This window comes from Enterococcus sp. AZ128 (assembly GCF_051714485.1).
Classification (GTDB): Bacteria; Bacillota; Bacilli; order Lactobacillales; family Enterococcaceae; genus Enterococcus_A.
This window is the reverse complement of the sequence record NZ_JBIORZ010000002.1, coordinates 217,185-240,277: the sequence shown is the minus strand read 5'-3', so window position 1 is coordinate 240,277 and position 23,093 is coordinate 217,185. Positions and strand designations below refer to the sequence as shown.

28 protein-coding genes are annotated in these 23,093 nt (G+C 39.8%); 24 read left to right on the top strand and 4 right to left on the bottom strand.

Annotation, left to right across the window (positions count from 1 at the left end; genetic code table 11):
• The first annotated feature begins 38 nt into the window (after positions 1-38).
• Complete coding sequence (locus tag IGI38_RS13045) at positions 39-740, top strand: helix-turn-helix domain-containing protein (protein ID WP_438731102.1); 702 nt, start codon at positions 39-41, stop codon at positions 738-740.
• A gap of 252 nt (positions 741-992) precedes the next feature.
• Complete coding sequence (locus IGI38_RS13040) at positions 993-2,495, top strand: helix-turn-helix domain-containing protein (protein WP_438731099.1); 1,503 nt, start codon at positions 993-995, stop codon at positions 2,493-2,495.
• Positions 2,496-2,633: 138 nt separating this feature from the next.
• On the opposite strand, the gene IGI38_RS13035 is transcribed toward IGI38_RS13040, so the two are convergent.
• A complete protein-coding gene (locus tag IGI38_RS13035) occupies positions 2,634-3,581 on the bottom strand; it encodes a sugar-binding transcriptional regulator (RefSeq protein ID WP_438731096.1) in 948 nt (315 codons plus the stop codon).
• Between the two features lie 202 nt (positions 3,582-3,783).
• Here IGI38_RS13035 and srlA point away from each other — a divergent pair, with 202 nt between their 5' ends.
• From srlA to IGI38_RS12975, 12 genes are all read left to right on the top strand, one after another.
• Positions 3,784-4,317 (top strand): PTS glucitol/sorbitol transporter subunit IIC, encoded by a 534-nt coding sequence (srlA, locus tag IGI38_RS13030; RefSeq protein WP_438731093.1) that lies wholly within the window; start codon positions 3,784-3,786, stop codon positions 4,315-4,317.
• A 21-nt stretch (positions 4,318-4,338) separates the two neighbouring features.
• Complete coding sequence (gene srlE / locus IGI38_RS13025) at positions 4,339-5,355, top strand: PTS glucitol/sorbitol transporter subunit IIB (RefSeq protein ID WP_438731090.1); 1,017 nt, start codon at positions 4,339-4,341, stop codon at positions 5,353-5,355.
• A gap of 21 nt (positions 5,356-5,376) precedes the next feature.
• Positions 5,377-6,432, top strand: a complete 1,056-nt coding sequence (locus tag IGI38_RS13020; protein WP_438733373.1) for a zinc-dependent alcohol dehydrogenase — start codon at positions 5,377-5,379, stop codon at positions 6,430-6,432.
• Between the two features lie 18 nt (positions 6,433-6,450).
• Positions 6,451-7,446 carry a 2-hydroxyacid dehydrogenase gene (locus IGI38_RS13015; RefSeq protein WP_438731088.1) on the top strand — a complete coding sequence of 332 codons (996 nt, stop codon included), beginning with the start codon at positions 6,451-6,453 and terminating at the stop codon, positions 7,444-7,446.
• A 17-nt stretch (positions 7,447-7,463) separates the two neighbouring features.
• Complete coding sequence (locus IGI38_RS13010) at positions 7,464-7,862, top strand: transcriptional regulator GutM (RefSeq protein ID WP_438731085.1); 399 nt, start codon at positions 7,464-7,466, stop codon at positions 7,860-7,862.
• On the top strand, positions 7,859-9,106 hold the full coding sequence (locus IGI38_RS13005; RefSeq protein WP_438731082.1) for an NAD(P)H-dependent oxidoreductase: 1,248 nt from the start codon (positions 7,859-7,861) through the stop codon (positions 9,104-9,106). Before IGI38_RS13010 ends, IGI38_RS13005 begins: the two co-directional genes overlap by 4 nt.
• A gap of 32 nt (positions 9,107-9,138) precedes the next feature.
• Positions 9,139-9,495, top strand: a complete 357-nt coding sequence (locus IGI38_RS13000) for a PTS glucitol/sorbitol transporter subunit IIA (RefSeq protein WP_438731079.1) — start codon at positions 9,139-9,141, stop codon at positions 9,493-9,495.
• Between the two features lie 41 nt (positions 9,496-9,536).
• Positions 9,537-10,487 carry a sugar-binding transcriptional regulator gene (locus tag IGI38_RS12995; RefSeq protein ID WP_438731076.1) on the top strand — a complete coding sequence of 317 codons (951 nt, stop codon included), beginning with the start codon at positions 9,537-9,539 and terminating at the stop codon, positions 10,485-10,487.
• Positions 10,488-10,732: 245 nt separating this feature from the next.
• Positions 10,733-11,104, top strand: a complete 372-nt coding sequence (locus tag IGI38_RS12990) for a hypothetical protein (RefSeq protein ID WP_438731073.1) — start codon at positions 10,733-10,735, stop codon at positions 11,102-11,104.
• Between the two features lie 85 nt (positions 11,105-11,189).
• Positions 11,190-11,801: a DUF6287 domain-containing protein gene (locus IGI38_RS12985; protein ID WP_438731070.1), complete on the top strand. Its 612-nt coding sequence runs from the start codon at positions 11,190-11,192 to the stop codon at positions 11,799-11,801.
• Positions 11,802-11,939: 138 nt separating this feature from the next.
• Positions 11,940-12,809 (top strand): hypothetical protein, encoded by an 870-nt coding sequence (locus IGI38_RS12980; protein ID WP_438731067.1) that lies wholly within the window; start codon positions 11,940-11,942, stop codon positions 12,807-12,809.
• 113 nt (positions 12,810-12,922) lie between these two features.
• Positions 12,923-13,519 (top strand): DUF805 domain-containing protein, encoded by a 597-nt coding sequence (locus tag IGI38_RS12975; RefSeq protein WP_438731064.1) that lies wholly within the window; start codon positions 12,923-12,925, stop codon positions 13,517-13,519.
• Between the two features lie 259 nt (positions 13,520-13,778).
• Here IGI38_RS12975 and IGI38_RS12970 read toward each other — a convergent pair whose 3' ends face one another.
• Positions 13,779-14,180, bottom strand: coding sequence for a transcriptional regulator (locus IGI38_RS12970; RefSeq protein ID WP_438731061.1), 402 nt, complete (start codon positions 14,178-14,180; stop codon positions 13,779-13,781).
• Between the two features lie 95 nt (positions 14,181-14,275).
• On the opposite strand from IGI38_RS12970, the gene IGI38_RS12965 reads away from it, so the two are divergent.
• The 6 genes from IGI38_RS12965 to IGI38_RS12940 all read left to right on the top strand — a co-directional run bounded on the left by IGI38_RS12965 (position 14,276) and on the right by IGI38_RS12940 (position 18,881).
• Positions 14,276-15,178, top strand: coding sequence for a helix-turn-helix transcriptional regulator (locus tag IGI38_RS12965; RefSeq protein WP_438731058.1), 903 nt, complete (start codon positions 14,276-14,278; stop codon positions 15,176-15,178).
• Between the two features lie 275 nt (positions 15,179-15,453).
• Entirely contained in the window at positions 15,454-15,756 is a 303-nt protein-coding gene (locus IGI38_RS12960) for an ArsR/SmtB family transcription factor (RefSeq protein ID WP_438731055.1), read from the top strand.
• Between the two features lie 163 nt (positions 15,757-15,919).
• Positions 15,920-17,107, top strand: coding sequence for an NADH-dependent flavin oxidoreductase (locus IGI38_RS12955; protein ID WP_438731052.1), 1,188 nt, complete (start codon positions 15,920-15,922; stop codon positions 17,105-17,107).
• A 339-nt stretch (positions 17,108-17,446) separates the two neighbouring features.
• On the top strand, positions 17,447-17,908 hold the full coding sequence (locus IGI38_RS12950; protein ID WP_438731049.1) for a hypothetical protein: 462 nt from the start codon (positions 17,447-17,449) through the stop codon (positions 17,906-17,908).
• Between the two features lie 378 nt (positions 17,909-18,286).
• Positions 18,287-18,676: a DUF2187 family protein gene (locus IGI38_RS12945; protein WP_438731046.1), complete on the top strand. Its 390-nt coding sequence runs from the start codon at positions 18,287-18,289 to the stop codon at positions 18,674-18,676.
• The gene (locus tag IGI38_RS12940) at positions 18,669-18,881 is read left to right on the top strand and encodes a hypothetical protein (protein ID WP_438731043.1); all 213 of its coding nucleotides are present in this window, start codon (positions 18,669-18,671) and stop codon (positions 18,879-18,881) included. Before IGI38_RS12945 ends, IGI38_RS12940 begins: the two co-directional genes overlap by 8 nt.
• 88 nt (positions 18,882-18,969) lie before the next feature.
• Here IGI38_RS12940 and IGI38_RS12935 read toward each other — a convergent pair whose 3' ends face one another.
• Positions 18,970-19,521 carry a TetR/AcrR family transcriptional regulator gene (locus tag IGI38_RS12935; protein WP_438731040.1) on the bottom strand — a complete coding sequence of 184 codons (552 nt, stop codon included), beginning with the start codon at positions 19,519-19,521 and terminating at the stop codon, positions 18,970-18,972.
• A gap of 127 nt (positions 19,522-19,648) precedes the next feature.
• Between IGI38_RS12935 and IGI38_RS12930 the strand changes: the two genes are divergently transcribed.
• The 3 genes from IGI38_RS12930 (at position 19,649) to IGI38_RS12920 (ending at position 21,705) form a co-directional block, all read left to right on the top strand.
• On the top strand, positions 19,649-20,305 hold the full coding sequence (locus IGI38_RS12930; protein WP_438731038.1) for an SDR family NAD(P)-dependent oxidoreductase: 657 nt from the start codon (positions 19,649-19,651) through the stop codon (positions 20,303-20,305).
• Positions 20,306-20,568: 263 nt separating this feature from the next.
• The gene (locus IGI38_RS12925) at positions 20,569-20,952 is read left to right on the top strand and encodes a hypothetical protein (RefSeq protein WP_438731035.1); all 384 of its coding nucleotides are present in this window, start codon (positions 20,569-20,571) and stop codon (positions 20,950-20,952) included.
• A gap of 51 nt (positions 20,953-21,003) precedes the next feature.
• Positions 21,004-21,705: a DUF2922 family protein gene (locus IGI38_RS12920; RefSeq protein ID WP_438731032.1), complete on the top strand. Its 702-nt coding sequence runs from the start codon at positions 21,004-21,006 to the stop codon at positions 21,703-21,705.
• A 141-nt stretch (positions 21,706-21,846) separates the two neighbouring features.
• Here IGI38_RS12920 and IGI38_RS12915 read toward each other — a convergent pair whose 3' ends face one another.
• The gene (locus IGI38_RS12915; RefSeq protein WP_438731029.1) at positions 21,847-22,581 is read right to left on the bottom strand and encodes a nitroreductase family protein; all 735 of its coding nucleotides are present in this window, start codon (positions 22,579-22,581) and stop codon (positions 21,847-21,849) included.
• Positions 22,582-22,680: 99 nt separating this feature from the next.
• On the opposite strand from IGI38_RS12915, the gene IGI38_RS12910 reads away from it, so the two are divergent.
• A complete protein-coding gene (locus IGI38_RS12910; protein ID WP_438731027.1) occupies positions 22,681-23,025 on the top strand; it encodes a winged helix-turn-helix transcriptional regulator in 345 nt (114 codons plus the stop codon).
• The last annotated feature ends 68 nt before the right edge of the window (positions 23,026-23,093 follow it).

Here is a 23,093-nt window from a genome sequence, read left to right as displayed (position 1 = left end):
GAGGACACAAGGGAGTAAGAGTGCATTGGGAGGATATTATGACAGTACTACTTTTAACAAAAAGCTTTTCGTATGAACAGGAATTTGTGAAAATGTTGAATTTTTTAGGACACGAGGTTCTGTGTAGTCGGCAAGTATTTTTAGATATTTATAACCAAGAGGAATTCACGAAAGATCTTGATTATTTTGACACAGTGATTGTAAGTGAAACGATTTCGGATGAAGAGGCCATTACCTGCCTATCATTATTGGAAAAATTTCGGTGCAGTGTTGTTCGAAAAACGTTAGCGGATCTAGATGACGATATGTTAGCGAAGTGGAAGCAACGTGGAGTTTCTGCTTTCATTTCGCAGGAAACGGATTTTGAAGAGCTGCGGGAAAAACTATCAAACAAAGATCAAAAGAAACCTAAAGTCGAGCCTGTGTTGGCAAAAGAAAAGGATATTGCGCTAGAAAATTTTGATTATAGTTTGACGAAACAGGAATATAAGGCTTTTCGATTGTTGGAACAATCAAAAGGGAAATATATTACGCGAGAGGACATGTGTTATGCTCTCTGGAATGCGGCACCTTCAAAGTCTAAAGAAAGCCGTTTATCAGGAATCATCAAGTCGCTCAAGAAAAAAATGGCCGAGTATGATTTAGATGAGACACAGTTAAAAACGTCATGGGGCAACGGGTATTGTCTGAAAAGCATCAATTCAAAAAAGGGATTGTCTGGGGAAGAGAATCTAGGGTAGTTCCAAGGGCAACGGGGTAAAAATGAGCAAAGCAGACTGCTTTGTAAATCGTAAAATATGAAATCATCAAGAGAACAAGAAAAAATCGCTGAAAAATATACATGCTTGAATGAAAGCAGTAAAATGACTTCGGATTTTGTCCTTCGAAAAATTTTACTGCTTTTTTACTGTGAACTTCCAGACAAATAAGTTGAACTGGATAATAAAAGATGCTATATTCTTAAGCTTATCAAGAACAGAGGAGGCTTTCGCGTGCTAGATTCTTTTATAAAAGGACAGGACCAACTAGTACAAAAGTTTTTTACATACTGCTACCGCTCGTACCAAAGTGTATTCAGCCATAAGGAATTAACGGATGAAATGGGCATTTCTTATGCCATGTTGAAACAGGTATTGGATCAGATAGAAACGGTTCAAAAGGGCTATCCCGAATTCTCTATTGAACGAGGAACTAAAGAAGTAACTATTAAGTTTTCGGAAAGATTCTTACTAAATAAAATCCGAGTCAACCTAACAAAAGCTACGCTGCCCTATATTATTTGGGATGCGATTTTTCACCAAAAATTTAAATCGCTTGAAGCGTTTAGTCAAAGTCAGTATCTTAGCCGTCGAACGGTTCAGCGTCAGATTGGAGAATTTGATTCGATTTTAGCCCAATATCAAATTGGTTTGAATTTAAAAAAGAACGGTTATTTAGTCGGCGATGAATATCGGATTCGTTTTTTCTTTCATAGTTTTTATTGGCATATCTATGACGAGATCGATAGCAATCGGCCTCCAATTGTTCAAAAAAGTGCCACGAGAGTCTATCAGAAACTGTCTGAATATTTTCCATCTCTCAGGCATGCGGACAAAGAGCGGTTTATCAATTTCTTAGCCGTTTCAGTGACTCGTATCAAGCAGGGGCATGTGATCCAAACAATTCCAGAATCTGTACGGAAGTTTTTTAATCCGTTCATGTCTAGAGCGCTTTTTGAAAAGGAGATCCTGATTCCTTTTCTAGAAGCCAATCTGCTTTTCGAAAAAGATTTATCCAGCGATGAATTCTTGTATATCTACTATATGTTTACTGTTGGACAAAGCTATTCTCAAGAAACCGTCCAGCAGATTCAATTACAGTCGCCGTCCTTTTTGAGTGACTATCGCCGATTTATTGATGATTGGATCGATCAAGTCGAAACACACCTGCAGTATCGTTTTGGCCAAGATGAAAGACGCTTTTTGTTTATTAATTCTACTTATATTTTCTCCTTTCTGCTTACCTTCGGGTTGGGAAAGCAGATTGATTCGTTTGGGGATTATATGACCACTGCTGATATAGAGGAGCAATATTTTTATATCTTCGATCTGCTGGGAAATATTGCCTATAATGTAGAGGCGCTAAATGAGGAATGGATAAAAACGCTCGATTCGAATTCATTTAAGTACTATGTGTCGCAGTTGCTGTATCATATTTTAATGGATCGTGATTTGCCGATTCGTGTCGCGATTGAATCGAAGGGAAGAGGTCTGGAAGAACAGCTGCAGAAGCAAAAGCTCGTTCGTATCAGTCCGCGTCCGATTATTATCGTCGGCATACGTGAAAATCCAGATGTCGTCATTTCAGATTACGCAATTGATTTGACCAAGTATTTTCCACGGGAACTGCCTCATCTTTTTCAATGGGGGGAAAAGCAGTATCTCTCCGATTGGATTCGTGTAGTGAGTTTCATCAATAAGGTGCGTGACCAAAAATATAATGTGTTGCTGTCATAAAACTTAAATAAGAGCAAATAAAAAAAAGACCGATCACTTTTTTAGTGGCCGGTCCTTTTTTTGACCATTAGGGAAGTATAAATAAATTATTTAACAACAGTGATACCCATGTCCGGCTTCACGAACTAGTCTTTCTATTTATAATTCCGCTTTTAGAATCTGTTTGGCGATGACGTCGGTGGTGATCAAATCAGTAATCAAATGGTTGGTGCAAGAGTAATAAACACCTGACCACTTATCTTCATGATAAGCCAAAGCGACGACCTGCGGGATTTTCTTGAGATCTTCAATGCTGATCCCAATGACATTGGTATTTGTCACATGATCAACTTCCACGCCATCCTTATCGAAAAAGCGGGAATTCATATCGCCGACAACATTCAGCTCCTGCAGCTCTTTTTTATCCGTTTCAGAAATATAGCCGATTTCTTCCATGGTATTGATGTGATAAGGCGAGGAAATACTGACGATTGCCAAATCAACCTGTTTAGCTTCATCCAAAATTTCGCGGATGTATTCATTGTTTTCAAATTCAGAACGGATAGTGGGATTGCTCACCAGCGCAGGGGTATACAAATATTTTGATGAACTTCTCGTCTTTCGGGCAAACTCATAGCACAGCTGATTCGAATGAATATCAAAATTGTTTATCCCCATTCCACCAATAAGAGGAATGAATACCTTATCCGAATAGGATTCAAAAGGAAACTGAGTAACCAATGATTTGATGGATTTTCCCCAGGATAGTCCGATTGACTGGACGTTCTCGATCTTTCCTTTAATTGCCAGTGCAGCCGTTTGGCCTAATACTTTTTCTACCTCAGATGAGGATAGGTTATTAGTATCAATAACGGTTGCTGATTTGAGGTCGAATTTTTCTTCTAGTTTATTTTCTAATTCGACCGAATAAACTTCTTCACTATTAAAGAAAAATTCGATGAAGCCTTTGTTTCTTGCGGCGACCAGCCATTTGGAAATCAAAGATCGAGAGACCCCTAATTTTTTTGATATTTGTACTTGTGTCAAACCTTCTTTGTAATAGAGGGTAGCAACCTTGATCAGATTTCTTTCTTCAGATTGATTCATTATAAAAACTCCTTTTTCAATAACACTGTTTAAGCCTCATATTGATTTTATACCAAAATTGGTAAAAAAAAAAGATAAAAATCCCAATTGACATCTTTTGTGTCACCTGCTATTATGAACTCGAACGTATCGTATGACACGAAACGTGGCAAATGATACGGAATCGCGCGCGCGTATCAAATTCTACAACAGGAGGAAGGTTATGGATTTTTTAGTTAAGTTATCGGACGGTTTTATTGGGATGTTTCAAGCAGGTGCAGAAACGTTTGTTGGTTTTCTGACAGGAATCATTCCGCTGCTGATCACGTTGATTCTTTTTGTAAACGCTTTGATCAAGATCATCGGTGAGGAAAGAGTTTTCGGATTTATGCAGATGTGCACGAAGTTTTTTGTTCTAAGATATACATTGATTCCATTTTTAGCTTGTTTCTTCCTTACAAACCCAATGTGTTACACGTTCGGCCGTTTTTTGAAGGAGGAGCATAAAGCTGCGTATTATGATTCAACTGTATCCATGGTTCACCCGATTGTTGGACTATTCCCTCATGCGAATGCGGCAGAACTTTTTGTCTATCTAGGTGTTGCTCAAGGTTTTGCGAAAGTCGGCAGCCAAAGCGAATTAGGGCTGAGATATCTATTGACCGGCTTTGTGGTCATTCTTATTCGCGGTGTGATCACCGAGCGAATCGTAGCTATTTTATCGAGTCGAGACAAGAAAAAAGCAGTGAATGCTTAGACGGAACGCGGAGGGAAAAAAATGAGTAAAAAAGTGATTGTTCATAAAGGAAAGGGTGGCTGGGGCGGCCCGCTAACTCTTACGCCTGACCATAAGAAACAATATGTGATCAGCGTTACCGGTGGCGGAATTCATCCGGTGGCTGAGAAGATCGCTGAATTAACGGGAACAACGGCCGTTGATGCCTTTAAAAATCCAGTGGAAAAAGAAGAAACACTTGCGGCAGTCATCGATTGCGGTGGAACAGCTCGCTGCGGAACCTATCCGCGTATGAGAATTCCAACAGTCAACGTCAAACTGCAAGCGCCTTCTGGTCCGCTAGCTAAATTTATGACAGAAGATATTTTTGTTTCAGGGACGACCATCAATGATCTTGAGCTAGTCAATGACGATGGGACCCAAGAGACTGTTGTAGAAGAGATAAAAGCGGAGCCGATGGCTTCAACAGTAGAAGAAATGCCGAAAGAACAGGTAAAAGCGGAATCAAACGGCAATGGCAATGAGAAGAAGGGCTTTATTGGTTTGATCGACAAAATCGGTCGAGCAGCCGGCAATTTCATTAATATTATGTACCAAGCAGGACGCGAAACAATCGACACGGTAATGACAAATATTTTGCCGTTTATGGCATTTGTCGCTACTTTAATAGGAATCATTAATTATACCGGCATCGGTGATTTGATCGCGAAGGTCTTATCTCCGTTAGCCGGAAGCTTGATCGGCTTAGTTGTTCTGGGGTTGATCACCAGTTTGCCGTTTCTATCGCCATTGTTGGCACCGGGGGCTGTTATTGCATCGGTTATCGGACTTTTGATCGGAACTGAAATTGCAAACGGAACCATTCCGCCCCACTATGCGTTACCAGCGTTATTCGCGATTAATTCGCAAGTTGGTTGTGATTTCGCACCTGTTGGGATGACCTTAGGAGAAGCTGATCCTGAGACGATTTCCACAGGAGTACCAGCGATTCTATTTTCACGTGTGATTACAGGTCCTTTGGCGGTCGTAGTGGCCTACTTCATGTCATTTGGGCTTTAAAAAAAATTAGAGGTGAGTAAATTGATTCCAGACAAAATCAAATTTGGATGTTTAGTAGAAAAAGGCGTTGCAGAAGTAAAAGAAATGCCGATGCCAGAACTTTTGGCAGATGAAATCTTAGTGAAGCAGGATGCGTGCAATATCTGTACGACGGACTATCAACAATGGTTAGGGTTGCGGGAGCACCAAGGTTATCCAATGGCAGGCGGTCATGAATGTTCGGGAACGATCGTGGCTAAAGGCTCTGAGGTGGGCGATACCTATGATGTCGGTGATCGTGTGAGTGTTGTTTACGATTATTGCGGGTATTGTGATGAGTGCAAGCATGGAGAAGTTACCGGATGTGAGAATATCAAACAATTCGGTCATAACTACTCAGATGAGTACTATGGAATTTTTGGTTTTGCCAATTATTTCGTCAGGAAAGCGAAAAGCTTCGTGAAGATGAATCCAGATTTGTCGCCGTCTGAAGCAGCTTTTGTCGAACCACTATCTTCTGTGATTCAAAATATGAAAAAACTGCGTGTGAAGGCTGGAACGGATACAGTCGTTGTGATTGGCGGAGGCACGATGGGACTACTGAATGCCGAAACAGCACGAGCGTTTGGCGCGAAGGTAATCGTTTCTGAATTGATGGAGAAAAAGGTCGAAGTCGCAAAATCCATGGGCTTTGAAGTAATCAATCCGAAAGAAGTCGATCCAGTTCAAAAAGTAAAAGAATTGACGAACGGCAAAGGGGCCGACATTGTGATCGTTGCAGTAGGAGCTACTCCAGCGAACAATCAAGCCTTGCAGATGGTAAAACCGAAGGACGGAAAAATATCGATGTATGCTGCGGGCTATCCTGCACCTGAAATGGATGTTGACCCGAATAAGGTTCACTACATGCGCTTGGAGCTGATCGGAACTTACGGTTCTACGTTAGAGGATTTCTCGGATGCCGCTGAGATGTTGAATACCGGCAGAGTGGATGTTTCGAAACTGGTAGAAACACAAATTCCGTTAGACGAGATCCAAAAGGCATTTGAAACAGCGAGCACACCAGGAAACTATCGAGTTTCAGTAATTTTAGATTAAGGAATAGGAGAAAAATAGATGGCTAAATGTTTGGCAATTGCAGATTTATTCATTGATAAGAAAATGATGGATGATGGGTTAGTTTCATTGAAGGAAAAAGGCATCGAAGTTGAAGTGAAGGAATGGCAGCACGCGGATCTGGAAGCACTTCAAAAGGACAATATCACACTGGAAAAACAAGGCAGCGAAGCAGTTGATTTACCGGATTATTTAATGGAAGGAATCGAAGAGTACGAGTACATTATTACTCAGTTCGCACCGATTGGTAAAAAAGTGATCGATAAAGCGACTAAGCTGAAATTTGTCGGTGTGCTGCGGGCCGGAATTGAGAACGTCAATCGCCAGTACGCGGAAGAAAAAGGGATCACTGTTTTTAATACACCTGGACGGAGCGAAACAAGCGTTTCCGAATATGCGGTAGGTTTGATGCTTTCTGAAATTCGCAACATCGCTCGCGCCGATCGGAAATTACGCAACGGCGAGTGGGAAAAGCATTATCCCAATGGTGTATTAACACCTGAATTGAAGGAATCCGTTGTTGGATTGGTTGGTTACGGCGCGATCGGACAAAAGGTTGCGAGCTTGGTACGACCATTTGGCGGCAAGATCATTTTCTTTGATGATTACTTCACTGGAAAAACAGAAGATACTCAAGTTTCCTTGGATGAGCTGGTTGCGCAAGCAGATATTATTTCGATGCATTATCGTTTAACTCCTGAGACTAAAAATATGCTGAATAAAGAGCATTTCAAAAAAATGAAGCCGTCTGCTGTTGTAATCAACAGTGCTCGTTCAGGACTGATCAATGAGGGCGATCTGATTGAAGCATTGCAGACAAAAGAAATCACTGGAGCGGCAGTCGATGTTTTCGAACAGGAGCCGTTACCAGCGGATCATCCATATTTGGCATTAGAAAACGTAACGATCACGCCTCATATCGCGGGTTCAACAATTGGAAACTTTGCGAATTCACCAAAAATCTTGGCGAACCGCATCCTGAATGAATATCTATAAAAGATAGGAGAATACGTATGGCTGAACTTCGCTTAGCATTGCTGGTGGTCCTGTTACTAGTCCTCAATGTATTCACATCACTGAGACATTCGAACTACTATAAGAAAACAGTTAACAGTATCGTAAAAGAGAATAATGAAGGTTTTTTAGGCATCGGTATGTCTCAAAGCAGATTTAAAGCAAGAAGCATCGTCCTGATGGTTGCCAATCCAAACGGGATCATTGAAGAATGCCAAGTAATGACCGGTTTAACAATCTTTGCGAAGTTCAAGCGCTATTCGGCTATTGAGGATCATCGCATTGATACGATTCCAGAAAATTTGTTAGCGGTGAAACACGGAGAGGCGTTAAAACAATCAATCGATTTCATTAAAAATGAAATAAAAATGAAGAAAACATCGGAGGAAAGAACATGACATTATATGGGAAATTGTTAGAGAGAGAACAAAACGGCGCGCCAATCAAGGTTGGGGTAATTGGTGCAGGACAAATGGGTTACGGTATGGTTTCACAAATTTCAACGATTCCAGGGATGATCGTTGCTGGGATCAGCGACATCAATCTAGATGCAGCGAAAAGAGCGGCAGAGGCATACAATGCCAGCGCTGCTGAAAAAGTAAATATTTTGACAAGTACGGACTTTAAAGAAATCGTCCACTCACCAAACGTTGAAGTAATCGTCGATGCGACAGGTGTTCCTGAAGCGGGAGCGAAAATTTCAATGGAAACGCTGATTGCGAAGAAACATTTAGTACTCTTAAATGTAGAGATCGATATCACTGTTGGACCTTTAATGAAGAAACTTTATGATGCAGCCGACCTTGTTTACACTGGATCAGATGGTGACGAGCCTGCTGCGACGGTTCAAATGTATGAATTTGCTAAAAGTATGGGGATGGAAGTCCTTGTAGCCGGCAAAGGGAAAAATAATGCCTTAAAAGTAAGTGCAAATCCAGATACTGCCCAGGCAGAAGCGGATTCCAAAGGGATGAACAGCCATATGCTGGCAGCTTTCCAAGATGGAACCAAAACAATGGCTGAAATGAATCTTCTATCTAATGCGATCGGTTATGTACCAGACGTTGTCGGTATGCATGGGATCTCAGCCGATTTAGACGGAACAGTCGAAAAATTAAACTTGAAAGAAAACGGCGGCGTTTTAAATAACTTTGGCGTTGTTGAATATGTTGATGGAATTGCTCCGGGGATCTTCTGTATCGTGAAGGGGCAAAACGAAGGGGTTCAGCATGAGTTGAACTACTTATTGAAAAAAGGCGATCGAGATCACCATATCTTATTCCGTCCTTATCACTTATGCAGCTTGGAAACGCCATTAACCATCGCGCGTGCGGTCTTAGAGCACGATACAGCGATCGTTCCTTTAGGCGCGCCAATTTCAGAAACAGTTGCAGTAGCGAAACGTGATATTAAAGCGGGTGAAAAGATCGACGGTATCGGCGGCTACTGTGTCCGCGGCGTTTTAGAAACACATGCTGAAATGAAGAAAAACGGCAATGTGCCAATTGGGCTAGTCGGCGGCTCTTCAGTAGCGAAACGCGACATCAAAGACGGTGCTTTCTTGACAATCGATGATATTGAACTAGACGAATCAACGACCGTTTACAAATTACGAAAATTACAAGATGAGACCTTTGCATAAAAATCTATTTAAAACGAGTTAGGAGCCAGATGATGTACAAAACAAAAATCGTAGAAATCGGTCCGATTGTTGAGGACTTCGCGGAAGAATTCCTATTGGTTTTATTCGGCCCTCAAGCAATGGCGGAATTAAGAGATATTTGTGTTATTCATGAAAGCTCGGATGAGCCGAAAAACGTGATCCAAAAGAATGGCCGCTTGACCATTGGAAGCCAAGAATATCATATTTTAGACGTGGGTGATGAGGCCAATCCAAACTTTGAATCACTGGGGCATATTTCTATCTATTTTAGAGATGGCGAAAACAATGAAATTTTGCCAGGAGCGATTCTCGTTGAGCCGAAGGTGTTTCCAACATTGGCTGTCGGTGACGAGATCACATTCGAGTAGCACAAAAAAGGTCAGTTACTCCATAGTAAAGGAAGGGAATTATGAATACTTTTGAAGAAAAAAATATTATAAAAATTGCTTGCTTATACTACGAGGACGGACTAACACAAGCTCAAATCGCTAAGATAATCGGTGTCTCCCGTTCCCTTGTTTCTAAGCTGCTGCTGGATGCGAGGGAACAGGGCATCGTGGAAATCACGATCAACAGCAAAAATGAATATACCTCCAAGCTGGAGCGTTCTTTAGAAGCTGTCTACGGATTAAAAACCGCGATGGTCATTGATTCTAAGGATCTAACGAATGAGGAGATCGAAAAAGTCGCCGCCAATTACGGCGCTCATTATTTGAATGGCCGTTTGAAGTCGATCAATAATATCGGGATCTCGTGGGGAAAAGGGATTCGACGTGTCGTGGATGCCACTATTCACAGCTCCAACACAGAGATATCGGTGGTTCCCTTGATCGGCGGAATGGGCGACTCGCATGTCAATATTCATTCCAATCAGCTGTGCTATGATCTCGCTCGAAAAATTCGTGGGCAATCAAAATATCTGTATGCCCCTGCGATGCTGTCAGACGAACAGCTGGCGATCGCTTTGAGAAACAATCGAACGATCAAATCCGTATTGGACGATGGCTCCAGTGTTGATTTTGCGATCGTGGGCTTGGGAAATCCTTACGAAGGAAGTACGATGGAGGAAATCGGCTATCTAGGCGAAAAGAATATCCAGCAGTTAGAAAACGATCATGTGCTTGGGGATATCAATTCCAACTTTTTTGACGCTAGAGGAGAAAAAGTGGACAATGAGATCAATAAAAGTATCGTGGGGATCACTTTAGAAGATATTCGAAAGATTCCCCAAGTGATGACGATCGTGGATGACCTCAGAAGAATGCGTATCGCAAAAATCGCGATTGAAACCAATCTGATCAATATCCTCGTGACGACGGATAAAATCGCTCAAGCTTTGTTGGATGCTGCGGCAGAATAAAAGTTAATGAATACAAAGTTTTTTCGAGAAATACTTTAGAAAATAAAGGCAAATACCCTGTAGACGATCGATTTCGAAAGTTTGCGGGGGATTTGCTTTTTTGGTGTGCTACACGAGTGATGAGGGGGAGAGTTGCAACAAAAGAAACAAATCTTGCAACAAAGCGAAAAGAAGTATTCTGACTTGCCGATACTTGCTATTCTAATCTTGTAAGAAACATAGAAAAAAATTTGGAGGAATCAGCAATGAAAAAATATCAAGCAGCATTTGGAAAAGCAGTTATGGGAAGTTTTGGTTGGTTAACCGGAATACTATTTTTACTAAAGGGGACAGAGAGCGGAATGACAAATGTTCTTACTGCTTTTGCTAGTGCAGTAATTATCGGGGGCGTTTTTACTATTGGTTATCCGTTAGTTTGGAACGATTTGAAGATAAATCGGGTTGGGAAAATCACGCTATCGGCTATTCTTAATATTACTGCGGGGTTAGCCGTTATTCGTTTATTGCTCCCGGCAATGTTTACTATGATATTCCCATGGACACTAGGAATGTTAACGTTAAGCATTGCGATTCATAGTGTGACTTCGATCTTTTATTATCAATCAATTGAACAGTAAGGCAACTTGAATATTTTAATAGAAGGAACGGTTTAGAAGCACTATGATATAATAAAAGGAGTGAATAACCATTAGGAGGGAAGACATGAAGTATCTAAAATTTCTTTTAATGATCGCCCTGATGAGCACGGCTTTAGCTGGCTGTGGCAATAAACCAACTGAATCGACGAACTCTTCCGATGAGGCGATTAGTAAGGTAAGCGCCAGTTCAATTTCAGAAACGAGCACAAGCAGCAGTGAGGAAGCCAGTTCAACGCCAGCGGAAATACCTGCGGCTACTACCAATAGTTCAGAAAAACAAACTGCTGTGACAGGAGTAATAGAGGACGCTATCTTGAATAATGATTATGCTTCATTGAATGGCACTTGGAAGAATTCAAATGGCTACCAGCTAACATTCAATAATGGTACAGTTACTTTGTCAGGTGAGGGAATTGGTGGGGCAACTGAATTTTCATTGAGCAGTCCTCAAAAGCAAAGCAATGTCATTTTTCTGTCATTTGATCCTGCTCCAGCACCAAATGGAATGAATATAATGATTGCTTTGAAAGGAACGAGTCCCTCAGATGGTTTAGATACAGATGGAACGGACTCAAATTACGATCGTATGATTATGGGAAACAATGGTGGAACCACGTTGTTTGCTCCTAAAGAAGCTGGCGGTATTCCTGATACCGCATATTATCGAGAGAAATAATGGCCTAACTTCACAAATCCATATCCCCAATGTCTCTAAGCAAGCTGCGTGGTCAGAGCGCAGCTTTTTTATGTCTTCAGTAGATTTGTTTTTACTACAGATTTTTTCGCAATAAACTAAAGGAGTTACAGTCTTACCATGGAAAAGAGAAAAAAGAAATCGGCGAGCTGGGCAAAAGGCTGTTCGATCGGCTGCTTAACAATGCTGCTGCTGTTTTGTTTGTTTATTTTTACGATGTGTCATGTGCCTAAAGCGAAATATGAGCCCTATATTTCTAGTGGAGAAACGTACTACCGAACAGTCCTGGGAATAACCCCGAAGGTATCCCACGATTTGATGTATGCGGATGAGGGTGGCGGTTTTGCTGTACGTGTTTCTTTCACGAAATCGCAAAGTGAAGGCCCCTTAACCAAGCTATATATGAAGAAGATGGATGAAAAGAGGGAGTATTCGTTTAGAGGTTCTTCTACGGAATCGAATATTGTAGGCTTGTCAGAAAAAGAAACGAATTTATTGGAAAGATCAAATGAGTACTTTGAATTTAATCGCCCCGTTGCTGAACTGCTAGATGACTTACTAGAGGATGATAGTCAAGGTTCTGAAAAGGCCTCGTTAACAAATGGCGGCTCCTTTTCTGTATATTCAACAGATCTAAATTTCTGGAAACGTCTTTTAGCAAACGATCAGCAGTTAAAAGCGAAATCGTTTAAGGAACGAATGGCATGGCTGAGTAGTCAGACAGACCAAAAAACATACTTCTATATAAAAAAAGAGGTTTCCTTAGAAGACATGTCTGCGGGAATGCTGCACAAAATAATACAAGGAGAGGAGGAAGACGTGAGTCAATCATTGGTAAACCAAACCTTTACAAAAGAAGTTATCCAGAATTTTCCAGTGGGCAGTATTTTCGAACTGAGGATGGAAAATCAGCAATCACGAACACTTTATGAATCGGATGAGAAGAATGAATTAGTAAATAGTCGTTATGAATACCCGGTTACATACTAATTTGAGGTATTTGATAGGGATGGCTATCGGAATAATTTGTCATTTCTTTTGGAATAAAATCTTTTTTTGAGTTATTTTTATGTTAGAATGATTACTTGGAAAGGAGGAGTACTATGAAAAAAATATCAGAACAAGGAAAGGTTTCTTTTTCTCAAGCAGTAAAAGATTTCTTTAAAGGATACTTTGATTTCAGAGGCAGATCAACGCGTGCAGGTTATTGGTGGGCAACATTAGGAATTGTTCTTGCTTATATCGTTCTTGCAATTATCACAATTATTTCTTCTCAGAATAGAGAATACTATGAGTCGCCAATCAACTCATTCATGTTAGTTGTCATCATTCTATTTTCGTTGGCTTTGCTTGTTCCGGCGCTGGCCTTGCAAGTTCGTCGTTTAAGAGACGTTGGCTTGAAGAGTAAAGCCATTTTAGCAATGTATGTGCTTTATTACGCGGCATATGGAACATGGGCCATGGGATTTTATTCTTCTGCAGTAAATTCAATGTACACAATGGCATCAATGTATGGCGGTTATTCATCCGATTATACGATGCCTATGACAGGCATCTCAGCAATAGATTCACCAATGATTATTTTCATTTTTATGTTATTGTCTGGAATGCTTACGATAAGTGCCTTTTTACCAACTAATATGTTGGCAACGAAAAGCAAGAATCCATTTCTTGCTTCAATTTTCATCTCGGAATCGTGAGATGAAAAGGCTGACTATCCTTTGATAGCTCAGATCCAAAAGGCAGACAAAACAGGTATTCATCTCAAATTTTGAGGTGGATGCCTGTTTTATTTGTGTCAGGGAGTTTATGAATGGAAAGTTTTTTCGAGAATTACCTAATAAAATAAAGGCAAACACCTTTTAGACAATCGATTTCTAAAGTTTACGAGGGAGTTGATCTTCAAGTAAAAAAGAACAACGAATCTGAAATTAGACGGATTCGCTGTCCTTTGGTTTATTACTGAATAGCTATAAAGATAGCAACTTCTCCAGCAGGCGTATACTTTTCAAAATCAAAATCATACACGCGATGGATTGCTTGTGCTTCCTCATCGGACCAAACGTTCTTCCAGGCATTTAAGACACCCATTTCGTCAGCAGTATCCACTTCGTATTCTTTCCAACGATACTTGGACGTATCAAAATCCGCATCAGTTTCTGTTTCTTTGCAGATGGAAAGGGAATAATCGCCTTTATAATTATTTTCGTAGTCATGATAGACAGCTGCTATACTTTTTCCTTCCTCTTTTGCTTGAGTGACAAAGGCCCCATTTTGCTGCCATAGCCCCATTATTTTTTTCTGAATATCGCTATCTGTAAAATTATTTGTTCTCACTGAATTCGAAATTGAAAATTTCATCTAAAAACCTCCTCGTTAATATGCTTTAATAGTACTATGGAAACTATGACATCAATTGTCATAGTTTATAAAAAAGTTTTTAAGGAGAGAATTTAATGAATAATGGTCGGCTATTTGGAATTATTTATCATCTTCTAAACATGAAACGGACGACTTCCAGAGAATTAGCCGCTACATTTGAAGTGTCTGAGCGAACTATATTTAGAGATATAAATACACTTAGTTCTCTAGGAATACCCATTTGTGCGGATACCGGTAGAAATGGTGGCATTTACTTGTTGGATCATTTTGTATTAGATAAAGTTTTATTTTCAAAAGAGGAGCAGGAAAATTTGTTGTTGGCCCTTAAAGGGATCAAAAGTATTGATCCAGAAAGAAGCGAACAGTCGTATTCAAAATTGCAATCGTTGTTCAATCTTTCGAATGATGATTGGTTAGAGGTCGATTTCTCTCCTTGGTACCAAGAAATCAACGGTTCTCAATTCGACTTGCTCAAGTCGGGAATTTTAAATAAGAAGAACGTTGAATTTAATTATACAAGTCAATCAAATCAACAAGAGAAAAGAATTTGTAGTCCCTTGAAGTTGGTTTTCAAATCACAAACCTGGTACCTACAGGCATTTTGTTTAGACAGAAACGATTTTAGAGTATTCAAAATCAGCCGCATGCAGGATCTCAAAATAATGGCTGAGACATTTACGCCAATCGCAGCTCCTGAACTAGCGATTCCCGAAATGAAGGGAGAGATGCGCTCGCTAACACTCGCTTTTTCTAAAGAAATTTTATATCGAGTGTTTGATGAATTTAATCATAACGAGATCGTGATTCAAAAAGATGGGACTGCGATAGTCTCCACTCAGTTACCTGATCAAGACTGGCTGATTAGATATTTATTGTCCTTTGGCAAACATGTGAAAATTTTGAGCCCCGATAATATGAAAGAACGAATGAAGCGTGAAATAGAAGAAATACGTTCAAATCATTCTTTCTGTGATTAGCGGAAAGAATCGTGCAACTGTTCATGAGGTGAGGGAAGTTTCTAAGGAAAATTACGATTATAAAGTTTTTCCGAGAAATACTTTATAAAATGAAAGTCAAACACCCTATAAACGATCGAATTCGAAGGTTTATGGGTGTTTGGCTTTTTTAGTTTCTAATTTTTTGTACAGTTCACATCATTCCGGCAAAATGATGCGAGTCTCAATTTTGTGGATGAGTTAAGCTATTTCAACAAATATATTTACATATCGAGAAAAATAGATATAATGAAGGTATGGAAAATATAGAATTATTCAAAGCATTAGCGAATGAACATCGGCTGCAAATACTATACTACTTAAAAGATCCAAAAGCTCATTTTACCTGTGAGTCCTATGTTGATATGGAAGAGAAAGGGGTGTGTGTGGGGGAGATTCAAAGGAAACTTGGCCTAACACAATCAACAACCTCGCACTATCTTTCTATGTTGGAAAAGGCCAATTTATTACTCTCAGAAAGAATTGGTAAATGGACATATTATCGACGGAATGAACGTACGATTGCTGCGTTAGGTACCTTTGTAAACAAAGAATTATAAGAGAGAAGTGGAGATTTATGCGCAAATTTCCACTTAAGAAAGGAGAAATCAAAAAAATTTGCAGCATCATATCGATAAAATTAGATATCTCGTTTTAATGATGTATTTACATTCTATATTTAGAAACAGAGGTAAAGGAACTAGAAGGGGTTTTGATAGAACAATGGTAAATAAACTAAAAGACACAATAACATTACGTCATGGCGCAACACTATCAAATAGAATTGTGATGTCGCCAATGCTTACGTATTCAGGAAAACGTGGTGGCTTCGCTTCTGAAGATACAATTTCTTATTATTCAGCGCGTTCACAAGCGGCCGCTATGCTGATTACTGAGTTTCATTATGTAAGTGAAAAGGGCGGACCAGCTTCTCCGCCAGGCTATCCAGAACAATTAGGTGCCTATTCGGATAGACATATTGAAGGGTTGACTAAAATTGCCCATGAACTAAAAAAAGACGGGAATAAAGCGATTCTGCAAATTCATCATGGGGGGCGTGAAGCAATTGGACAAGCTGTCAGTGGTGAAGATGTTCTGGCACCAAGTGCGATTGATTTTCCATTCCTAAAATATCCTGTGAAGGAATTAAGTCATCAGGAAATTTTAGAAATTATTGCTGATTTTGGTCGTGCGACAAAACGTGCGATCGCCGCCGGATTTGATGGGGTTGAGATTCATGGAGCGAATCATTATTTGCTGCAGCAATTCTTTTCGAAAACCTCCAATCATCGTACAGATCAATGGGGAGGGAACTTAGAAAAAAGAATGGCCTTCCCATTAGCTGTTGTTGAAGAAGTTACACGTGTGGCTACCCAAGAGGCTCCAGAAAGCTTTATTATTGGTTATCGCATTAGCCCGGAAGAAATCCATGATTCCGACATTGGATACGATTATGAAGAGTCAATGCAATTAATATCTGAGATTGTTAAGTATGAACTGGATTATATTCATCTCTCACTTTGGGGCGGCTATAGTTCTGGACCAGTAAACAGTGACCGGTCTTACGCGGACTTGTTTAAAGAAGTTCTAGATGATCAAACTAAATTAGTGGTTGTGGGGGGTGTCTTTAGTGAAGAAAGTGCCCGTAATGCGGTAGAAGAGTATACGGATTTAATTGCCGTAGCGAGAGGGACATTAATTGAGCCGCAATTTGCTAAAAAAGTAATCGAGGATCAAGGAAATACTATTTTTCATGAAATTACGCCTGAAAACATGGAGTATGTAAATTGGACCGCAGGCTTAAAAGAGGCGCTCAGTCGTAAAGATTCAGTAGGCTTACCGCTATTGCCTGGAGGAGAAAGCATTCGCTCTTTGCATACCGGCAGATTCGATATGTTTTATAGAAAATAAGAATTATTTTTCAAGAATGGTGAGGTAAAGAGATTGTGTTGTAGTCCTTAACTAGGATAGTTTCTTGAGAAGTTAACTATTTAAAGTTTTTTGGAGAAATACTTTAGAAAATAAAGGCGAACGACCCCATAAACGATCGATTTCGAACGTTTATGGCGTGTTCGCTTTTTTATTGAGTAGAGCTAATCTGCCAATGAGTTTCCTCCGAGCCAAATTTCTATCTAACAGTTGAAGCATACACTCCTTACCAATTTTGACCCAGAAATTGGGTAGAAATTTATTCAGTACTACTATAAAGTAATTAGTAGTAAGATTTTATAGATGATGGAGGCTGAAGAAATGGCGAATACAGATTGGTACCAAAAAAGAGATGGACAAGCGGAACACCTAGTCTATTTGGACAACGAAGGAAAAGAATTAGAAAAACTGATTAACGGTGAAAAATCAATGATTATTCGCGGCGCGGCCGGCAAGAAGAGTCCACTTGGCGGGCGTGCAAAAGAGAACGATATTCTGTACTTTGTTGAAAAAGGTGGGAAAATGGAAGTCACTCATCGCGGTGTTTTAACGAAGGTGATAGAGAAATACAAGATGTCTCCAGAAGAATCGACTGAATTTATCGAAGGCTTTGGACAGGAACTAAATTTATCTGAAAAACAAAAAGCTCGATGGTATGGAAAAAAGTGTATCGGCATCTATGAAATCGCGCATTTAGAAGCGATTGAATCTTTTAAGTACAATCGAGAAAAGAATATGGACGATTGGATTATTACTGATACTATCGATGATATTAAATTGTAAATATGCCTTTTTGGAGGTGGAACACGAAGCAATTGTGTTACTGGCACAAAAATGAAAATTATAAGCTAATTCTTAATTCGTTCCCCCTTTACAATGAAAGACAAGTTTTTTTTTAATCCCCTTAAGTTTAGATATTTAAAGTTTTTTCGAGAAATACTTTAAGAACTGAAAGTGAACGGCCAATAAACGATCGATTTCGAAAGTTTATTGGCTATTCGCTTTTTTATTTTTCAATCTCTATTCAGCCTCCATTAAAGGTTGCACCAGACCGTTTTCCAAGAAATTCTGCCAATTCGAATTCTTAAATTTCCATTAAGAATTCCCGGTTACATAGGCTATAGTCAGTTAGAATAGAAAGTAGACGGACATTTGAGAAGGATGAAAACGATCGATTTCGCAATGATTCTCCTATTTTTTAAATCGTTTTTTTCTAATTCGATCAAGAGAAACCGTTCGTTTTACGCATATTTTAGAGAGATTAAGGAGGAGAAAGTTATTTTAAATAATGGCAGTCGGGCGGTTCCAAGCTCTATCATGGATATTCGGGAAAACATTTATAATTTACAGTATTTAGTTGGAGATACTATTGATTTTCCGTTTAATGAGGGCGCTATGGAGCTATCAGGCACGGTAATTAAAAAATACACCAACAGCTGTTTAGTGGATATTAGTCTAGACTCAAAGCTGACGCGGGATGAAATCGACCTATACAATCGAAAAGTAGTGGTAAATTACAAAAAAATCAAAGGAGTGGTTCATTGTGGATGAAGCAAAATTTGAAGATTTAGAACTTCATGTACTTACTTTGGCCTTTCAGATCGATGGTTTGAGGAAAAACAGCTTGAATAATGAACAAAAGGCCTCGTTGAAAATGATCGAAGAAGACTATCAGCATTACAAAAAGCAATACGATCGGATAGTTAAAAAGATGGAAAAAACGGTTGCCAAGGAGGAGACCTTTGGCGATTGGTAAAATGGATTTATTTTATATGAAAATGTGCCTTAATAAATAGGAGCGTTTGATGGATTCATTTTCATCAAATGCTCCTATTATTCGTTGATCAAGCAGGTTTTTCTGGATCAGTCATTTTGTTGATTTGTCGTGAGATTTCCCTTAGCTTCAGTGTTGTCTGACCAAGAACAAAGAGTTCTGCTGCATCATAAACCATCCTAGCCGTCATGTCACTCCAGAAGGTAAAATGGGATTCATTTTCTTGCTCTGGGACATATTTTTTCAGAATCTCAGTGATTTTAGCTACCATGATGTTCCTGATTTTTGGGAAAAGCTCGGTATAGCTATAAGGGCAGTGAGCCTTTATTTCTTGAAGGTAGGATTCAACAGAGTGCAGCAGCGTCTCGATTAAATCTGTTTCTGGACCAAAATGAATTAGCGGGCCAGTGCAAAACGTTTTTTCAATGGATTGCTCCATCATACGATTGAATAGCTGATATTTATCATCATAGTGTGCATAAAAGGTCGCGCGGTTGACGTTTGCCGCTAGGGTAATATCCTTAATAGTTATCTGATCAAGGGACGCTTTTTTAAGTAAATCGACCAAGGATTGTTCGATCATTTTTTTGGTATCTGTTTGCCGAATGTTTTGTACTTTCAAAAAATCACTCCAATGAATGCTTATCACAACACTTTAGAAGTATTGTTGGTTGTTATTGGCTTTAGTCTACCATACAATCACACTATAGCAACACATGTTGCGATAAAAATAAAGGAGAGTTTAGACTATGAAGACGATTGTAATTATTGGAGCGGGTCCCAATTTGGGCTTATCTTTAGCGAAAAAATTTGGAGAGAACGACTTTCAGGTCGCGTTAATCGCGCGCAATATGGAAAAATTGCAGGCCGTGCATGAAGAATTGAACGCTTTAGGAATCAAGAATAAGTACTACCAAACTGATATCAGCGCGTTAGAAGAATTAAAGGCAAAATTAGGACAAGTAGAAGAGGACTTCGGTCAAATCGATGTCGTTGAATTTAGTCCATATGCCGGACCGCAAGAGTTCAGAAATGCAGAAACGATGGAACTTGGGGATGTTGAGCAGCAGTTGAAAACCATTCTTTATCCTGCCATCGAGGTTGTTCAGGCTTTACTGCCAGGAATGAAAAAGCGTCAGGAAGGGGCATTTCTCTTTAATTCAGGAATCTCCGCGCTTTATCCGATCCCGCAATTAGGAAACACAGGAATCGCTGCATCGGGCTTGAGAAACTATGTCTATAACTTGCACAATATTCTAAAGGATCAAGGAATCTACGTCGGTTTTCTAGCGGTTTCGGCACAAATAGAAAAGGGTACGGCCGGAGATCCAGACTTGATTGCGAACCAATGGTATGACCTGTACAGTAAACAAGAACAATTTGAGACGGTTTATCCCAACTTATAAACGAGTCATTTCAATTATTTAGTGAGAGCATGGTTTTCTTAGCCATGCTTTTTTTAGTTGTCAAAACCATGCAAAAAGTGATTTTTTTGAAAAGGATTTCATTATTTATTGGAGCGGAAACCCTTGAGGCGGTAACGATTCGCTTCTGAGAATCATTATGGTTTATTTTTTATAAATTTTTTGGTGTGTAATTTGTTTAAAAAAAGGCGTATTTTGATTGTGAAGATATCTCAAACGAAAAAAATTGGAAAGGAGAAAAAGGTTTGGAAGACTACGGTTTAAACAAGAAAAAATTGTTTTCGCTTACACGAAAAACGTTAGAACGACGAATCAACAGCTTTTATCATGAAACAAACGATGGAACGGCCACCCTCGAAATGTTGATTACGCTGCAGGTTCGTGAAGAATTGTGTAAAGCGGATTTCTCATATATTTTACGAAGCTTAGTGCAGCGGATCTTTTTACAAACAAGATCAACGAAAGCTATGCGACGCTATTATCTCTATTTTATTGATTATTTTGGAAAGAAAGAGTGGCGATTATTGTCAGTCAAGCTCTTTCCAGCACAAACTTTTATCGCAGAAAAGTTGGAACACCTCTATAGCCAAGTCATCAATCCATCATTAGAAGGATTAGCAGAATCATGACGATGAATGAAGGAAGGAGGCAAAAAAATACGAAAAAGAAAGGATAAAACCATGATAAGTACATTTACATTAGATGCGGAATTTGAAAACAGCAATGGCAAATCCCATCATTTTTACTTCAAGAACTTTGATGCAACGAAAACGGGGGAACAAATCCGCTCGGCATTAGAAAAACTAACTAAATTGAGTCTGTTTGAAAAGGACGGCGTGCAATTATTCAAAAAGGTGAAGCACGCGACTATTATCGAAGAAAGAGAAACGGAAGTATTTGATGAGTCCGCGAAATTTGAAAGCCAACTGAAAACGCCGAAGGATCCGTTGAGCACACTGATGAATAGTGTTGCGGCTGCACCAGTTGAACTAGCAACAGAGTCAACACCAATAAAAACGGAGGAGACCTTAGAACATGTCCGCATTCCGGAGGATTTGCGGATTACTGAAGAACGGCCAGCACCGGATCGGTTGATTCAAACGATTGAACTGCCGAGAGGGATAGATCCGTGGTCATTGAATGAAGAACAGGCGATCGCCGTGATATCGGCCTGTCTGCCTGAGCATGCGACACCGATCAATCTGGATGTCGATGATCAATCCGTACCGGCGAAGCTGCTCGTCACGGCGATGATAGAGGTAAAGGAGCGGGCGGCCCCTGCTTCAGTCCAAGAGTCAGCTCCAGAAGCAAGTAAGTTGCCGCCAGTACAGCCAAAGAAAAAGCGTAAGCGGTTACTCGACCGAATCCGCAAGCGGGAATAACTGACGAACGTTCCTCATCAAAAATCCAACGTTGGTATGGGGTGAACGTGTCTGTTCGATGACATTCTAAAACAAAATTTTAACCCGCTGAATCGGCGGGTTATTTGGCATGAGTACCATTTCTTTGTAACATGCCAATGATCAAATCAATTTCTGCTTTTTTAGCTGCTCTTTCGTCGTGTGTAGGAATTGCTTATCTTGATAATAATCCTGGAATCGTTGTTGCCAATCAGAAGTTTTATAGCCGGATTTTGCCGCGTAAGCACTTAGTTCGCTATTATACGCATCAACGGCCTGCTGTTTGGACTTGCTAGGCAAATCTTCTGGTCGAAAGACATTTGCGCTATTGGAAACTCGAGGTTTGACGCTGCTTTTTTTGTTTGGTTTTCCAATGACTAAACCAAGTAATGGAAATACATAATCCGGATAGTCATATGTTTGGCAAATATCATTTGCACTTGCCCGCAGGTTGCCGATCACACAGGTCCCAAAGCCTAAGCTTTCAGCTGCAATCAAGGCATTCTCCATCGCTAACGCAGCATCAACTGAACCAATTAAAAGCGGTTCGATCTCATCCTCAAGCTCCGCAGAAAGTCCATATAAAGACAGATCAATATTGAACAAGAGCAGCAGATTTGAATGAGTGATTGTCTCAGAATTTTTCGTATTGATGGTCTCGTTTAGAAGCAGCTTCGCGAATTTTTCCTTTTCCTGATCTTCGAAAACGACGATACTATATGCCTGACCATTCATCCAAGAAGGGGCCTGTTTAGCCGCGCGAATGATCTCATTCAATTGCTCATCAGTCACTTTATAGTCTGACTCGAAATCCCTGATTGTTCCGTGTTGTTTCAATACTGTCAATGCCTCATTCATTCTCCATACCCTCTTTCTCTATTTGTCTCTAGTTTATTAGAATGATATAATAAATTCAATACTGTTAAATAAGATACTACTAATCAAGGAGATCATTTTATGAGAAAAACCTATGAACAAATGATTGCTTGTAACTGCGACTCATCCAATACCTTGGCCGTGATTGGCGGAAAATGGAAACTGCTGATCCTGCATCATTTGCTGAAGGGGACCAAAAGATTCAATGAGCTGAGTCGTTTATTGACTCCTGTAACACCACACACGCTCAGCAAAGATTTAAAAGAACTAATCGAAGATGGACTGGTTGAAAAGAAAGTTTATGATCAAATTCCTCCCAAAACAGAATACTGTTTAACGGATAAAGGAAGAGAATTAGAAATCATTTTATTAGAAATTAAAAAATTTGGACAAAAATATCCAATTAAACAGGAGATTGCTGATTAGGGGGAGTTATTGACGTGTAAATGTCTCTATAGTAAAGAGAAACAGGCCTGAGGGTTCTCGAGAACTCT

Excerpts from the sequence above, each read along its gene's own strand:
- IGI38_RS12945 (WP_438731046.1), top strand. The coding sequence starts at position 18,287 with ATGAAAACGATCGATTTCGCAATGATTCTCCTATTTTTTAAATCGTTT.
- IGI38_RS12975 (WP_438731064.1), top strand. The coding sequence starts at position 12,923 with ATGAAAAAAATATCAGAACAAGGAAAGGTTTCTTTTTCTCAAGCAGTA.
- IGI38_RS12995 (WP_438731076.1), top strand. The coding sequence starts at position 9,537 with ATGAATACTTTTGAAGAAAAAAATATTATAAAAATTGCTTGCTTATAC.
- IGI38_RS13005 (WP_438731082.1), top strand. The coding sequence starts at position 7,859 with ATGACATTATATGGGAAATTGTTAGAGAGAGAACAAAACGGCGCGCCA.
- IGI38_RS13015 (WP_438731088.1), top strand. The coding sequence starts at position 6,451 with ATGGCTAAATGTTTGGCAATTGCAGATTTATTCATTGATAAGAAAATG.
- IGI38_RS12915 (WP_438731029.1), bottom strand. The coding sequence starts at position 22,581 with ATGAATGAGGCATTGACAGTATTGAAACAACACGGAACAATCAGGGAT.
- IGI38_RS12960 (WP_438731055.1), top strand. The coding sequence starts at position 15,454 with ATGGAAAATATAGAATTATTCAAAGCATTAGCGAATGAACATCGGCTG.
- IGI38_RS12985 (WP_438731070.1), top strand. The coding sequence starts at position 11,190 with ATGAAGTATCTAAAATTTCTTTTAATGATCGCCCTGATGAGCACGGCT.
- srlA (WP_438731093.1), top strand. The coding sequence starts at position 3,784 with ATGGATTTTTTAGTTAAGTTATCGGACGGTTTTATTGGGATGTTTCAA.
- IGI38_RS12910 (WP_438731027.1), top strand. The coding sequence starts at position 22,681 with ATGAGAAAAACCTATGAACAAATGATTGCTTGTAACTGCGACTCATCC.
- srlE (WP_438731090.1), top strand. The coding sequence starts at position 4,339 with ATGAGTAAAAAAGTGATTGTTCATAAAGGAAAGGGTGGCTGGGGCGGC.
- IGI38_RS12955 (WP_438731052.1), top strand. The coding sequence starts at position 15,920 with ATGGTAAATAAACTAAAAGACACAATAACATTACGTCATGGCGCAACA.
- IGI38_RS12950 (WP_438731049.1), top strand. The coding sequence starts at position 17,447 with ATGGCGAATACAGATTGGTACCAAAAAAGAGATGGACAAGCGGAACAC.
- IGI38_RS12980 (WP_438731067.1), top strand. The coding sequence starts at position 11,940 with ATGGAAAAGAGAAAAAAGAAATCGGCGAGCTGGGCAAAAGGCTGTTCG.
- IGI38_RS13000 (WP_438731079.1), top strand. The coding sequence starts at position 9,139 with ATGTACAAAACAAAAATCGTAGAAATCGGTCCGATTGTTGAGGACTTC.
- IGI38_RS13035 (WP_438731096.1), bottom strand. The coding sequence starts at position 3,581 with ATGAATCAATCTGAAGAAAGAAATCTGATCAAGGTTGCTACCCTCTAT.
- IGI38_RS12990 (WP_438731073.1), top strand. The coding sequence starts at position 10,733 with ATGAAAAAATATCAAGCAGCATTTGGAAAAGCAGTTATGGGAAGTTTT.
- IGI38_RS12965 (WP_438731058.1), top strand. The coding sequence starts at position 14,276 with ATGAATAATGGTCGGCTATTTGGAATTATTTATCATCTTCTAAACATG.
- IGI38_RS13045 (WP_438731102.1), top strand. The coding sequence starts at position 39 with ATGACAGTACTACTTTTAACAAAAAGCTTTTCGTATGAACAGGAATTT.
- IGI38_RS12920 (WP_438731032.1), top strand. The coding sequence starts at position 21,004 with ATGATAAGTACATTTACATTAGATGCGGAATTTGAAAACAGCAATGGC.
- IGI38_RS13010 (WP_438731085.1), top strand. The coding sequence starts at position 7,464 with ATGGCTGAACTTCGCTTAGCATTGCTGGTGGTCCTGTTACTAGTCCTC.
- IGI38_RS12970 (WP_438731061.1), bottom strand. The coding sequence starts at position 14,180 with ATGAAATTTTCAATTTCGAATTCAGTGAGAACAAATAATTTTACAGAT.
- IGI38_RS12930 (WP_438731038.1), top strand. The coding sequence starts at position 19,649 with ATGAAGACGATTGTAATTATTGGAGCGGGTCCCAATTTGGGCTTATCT.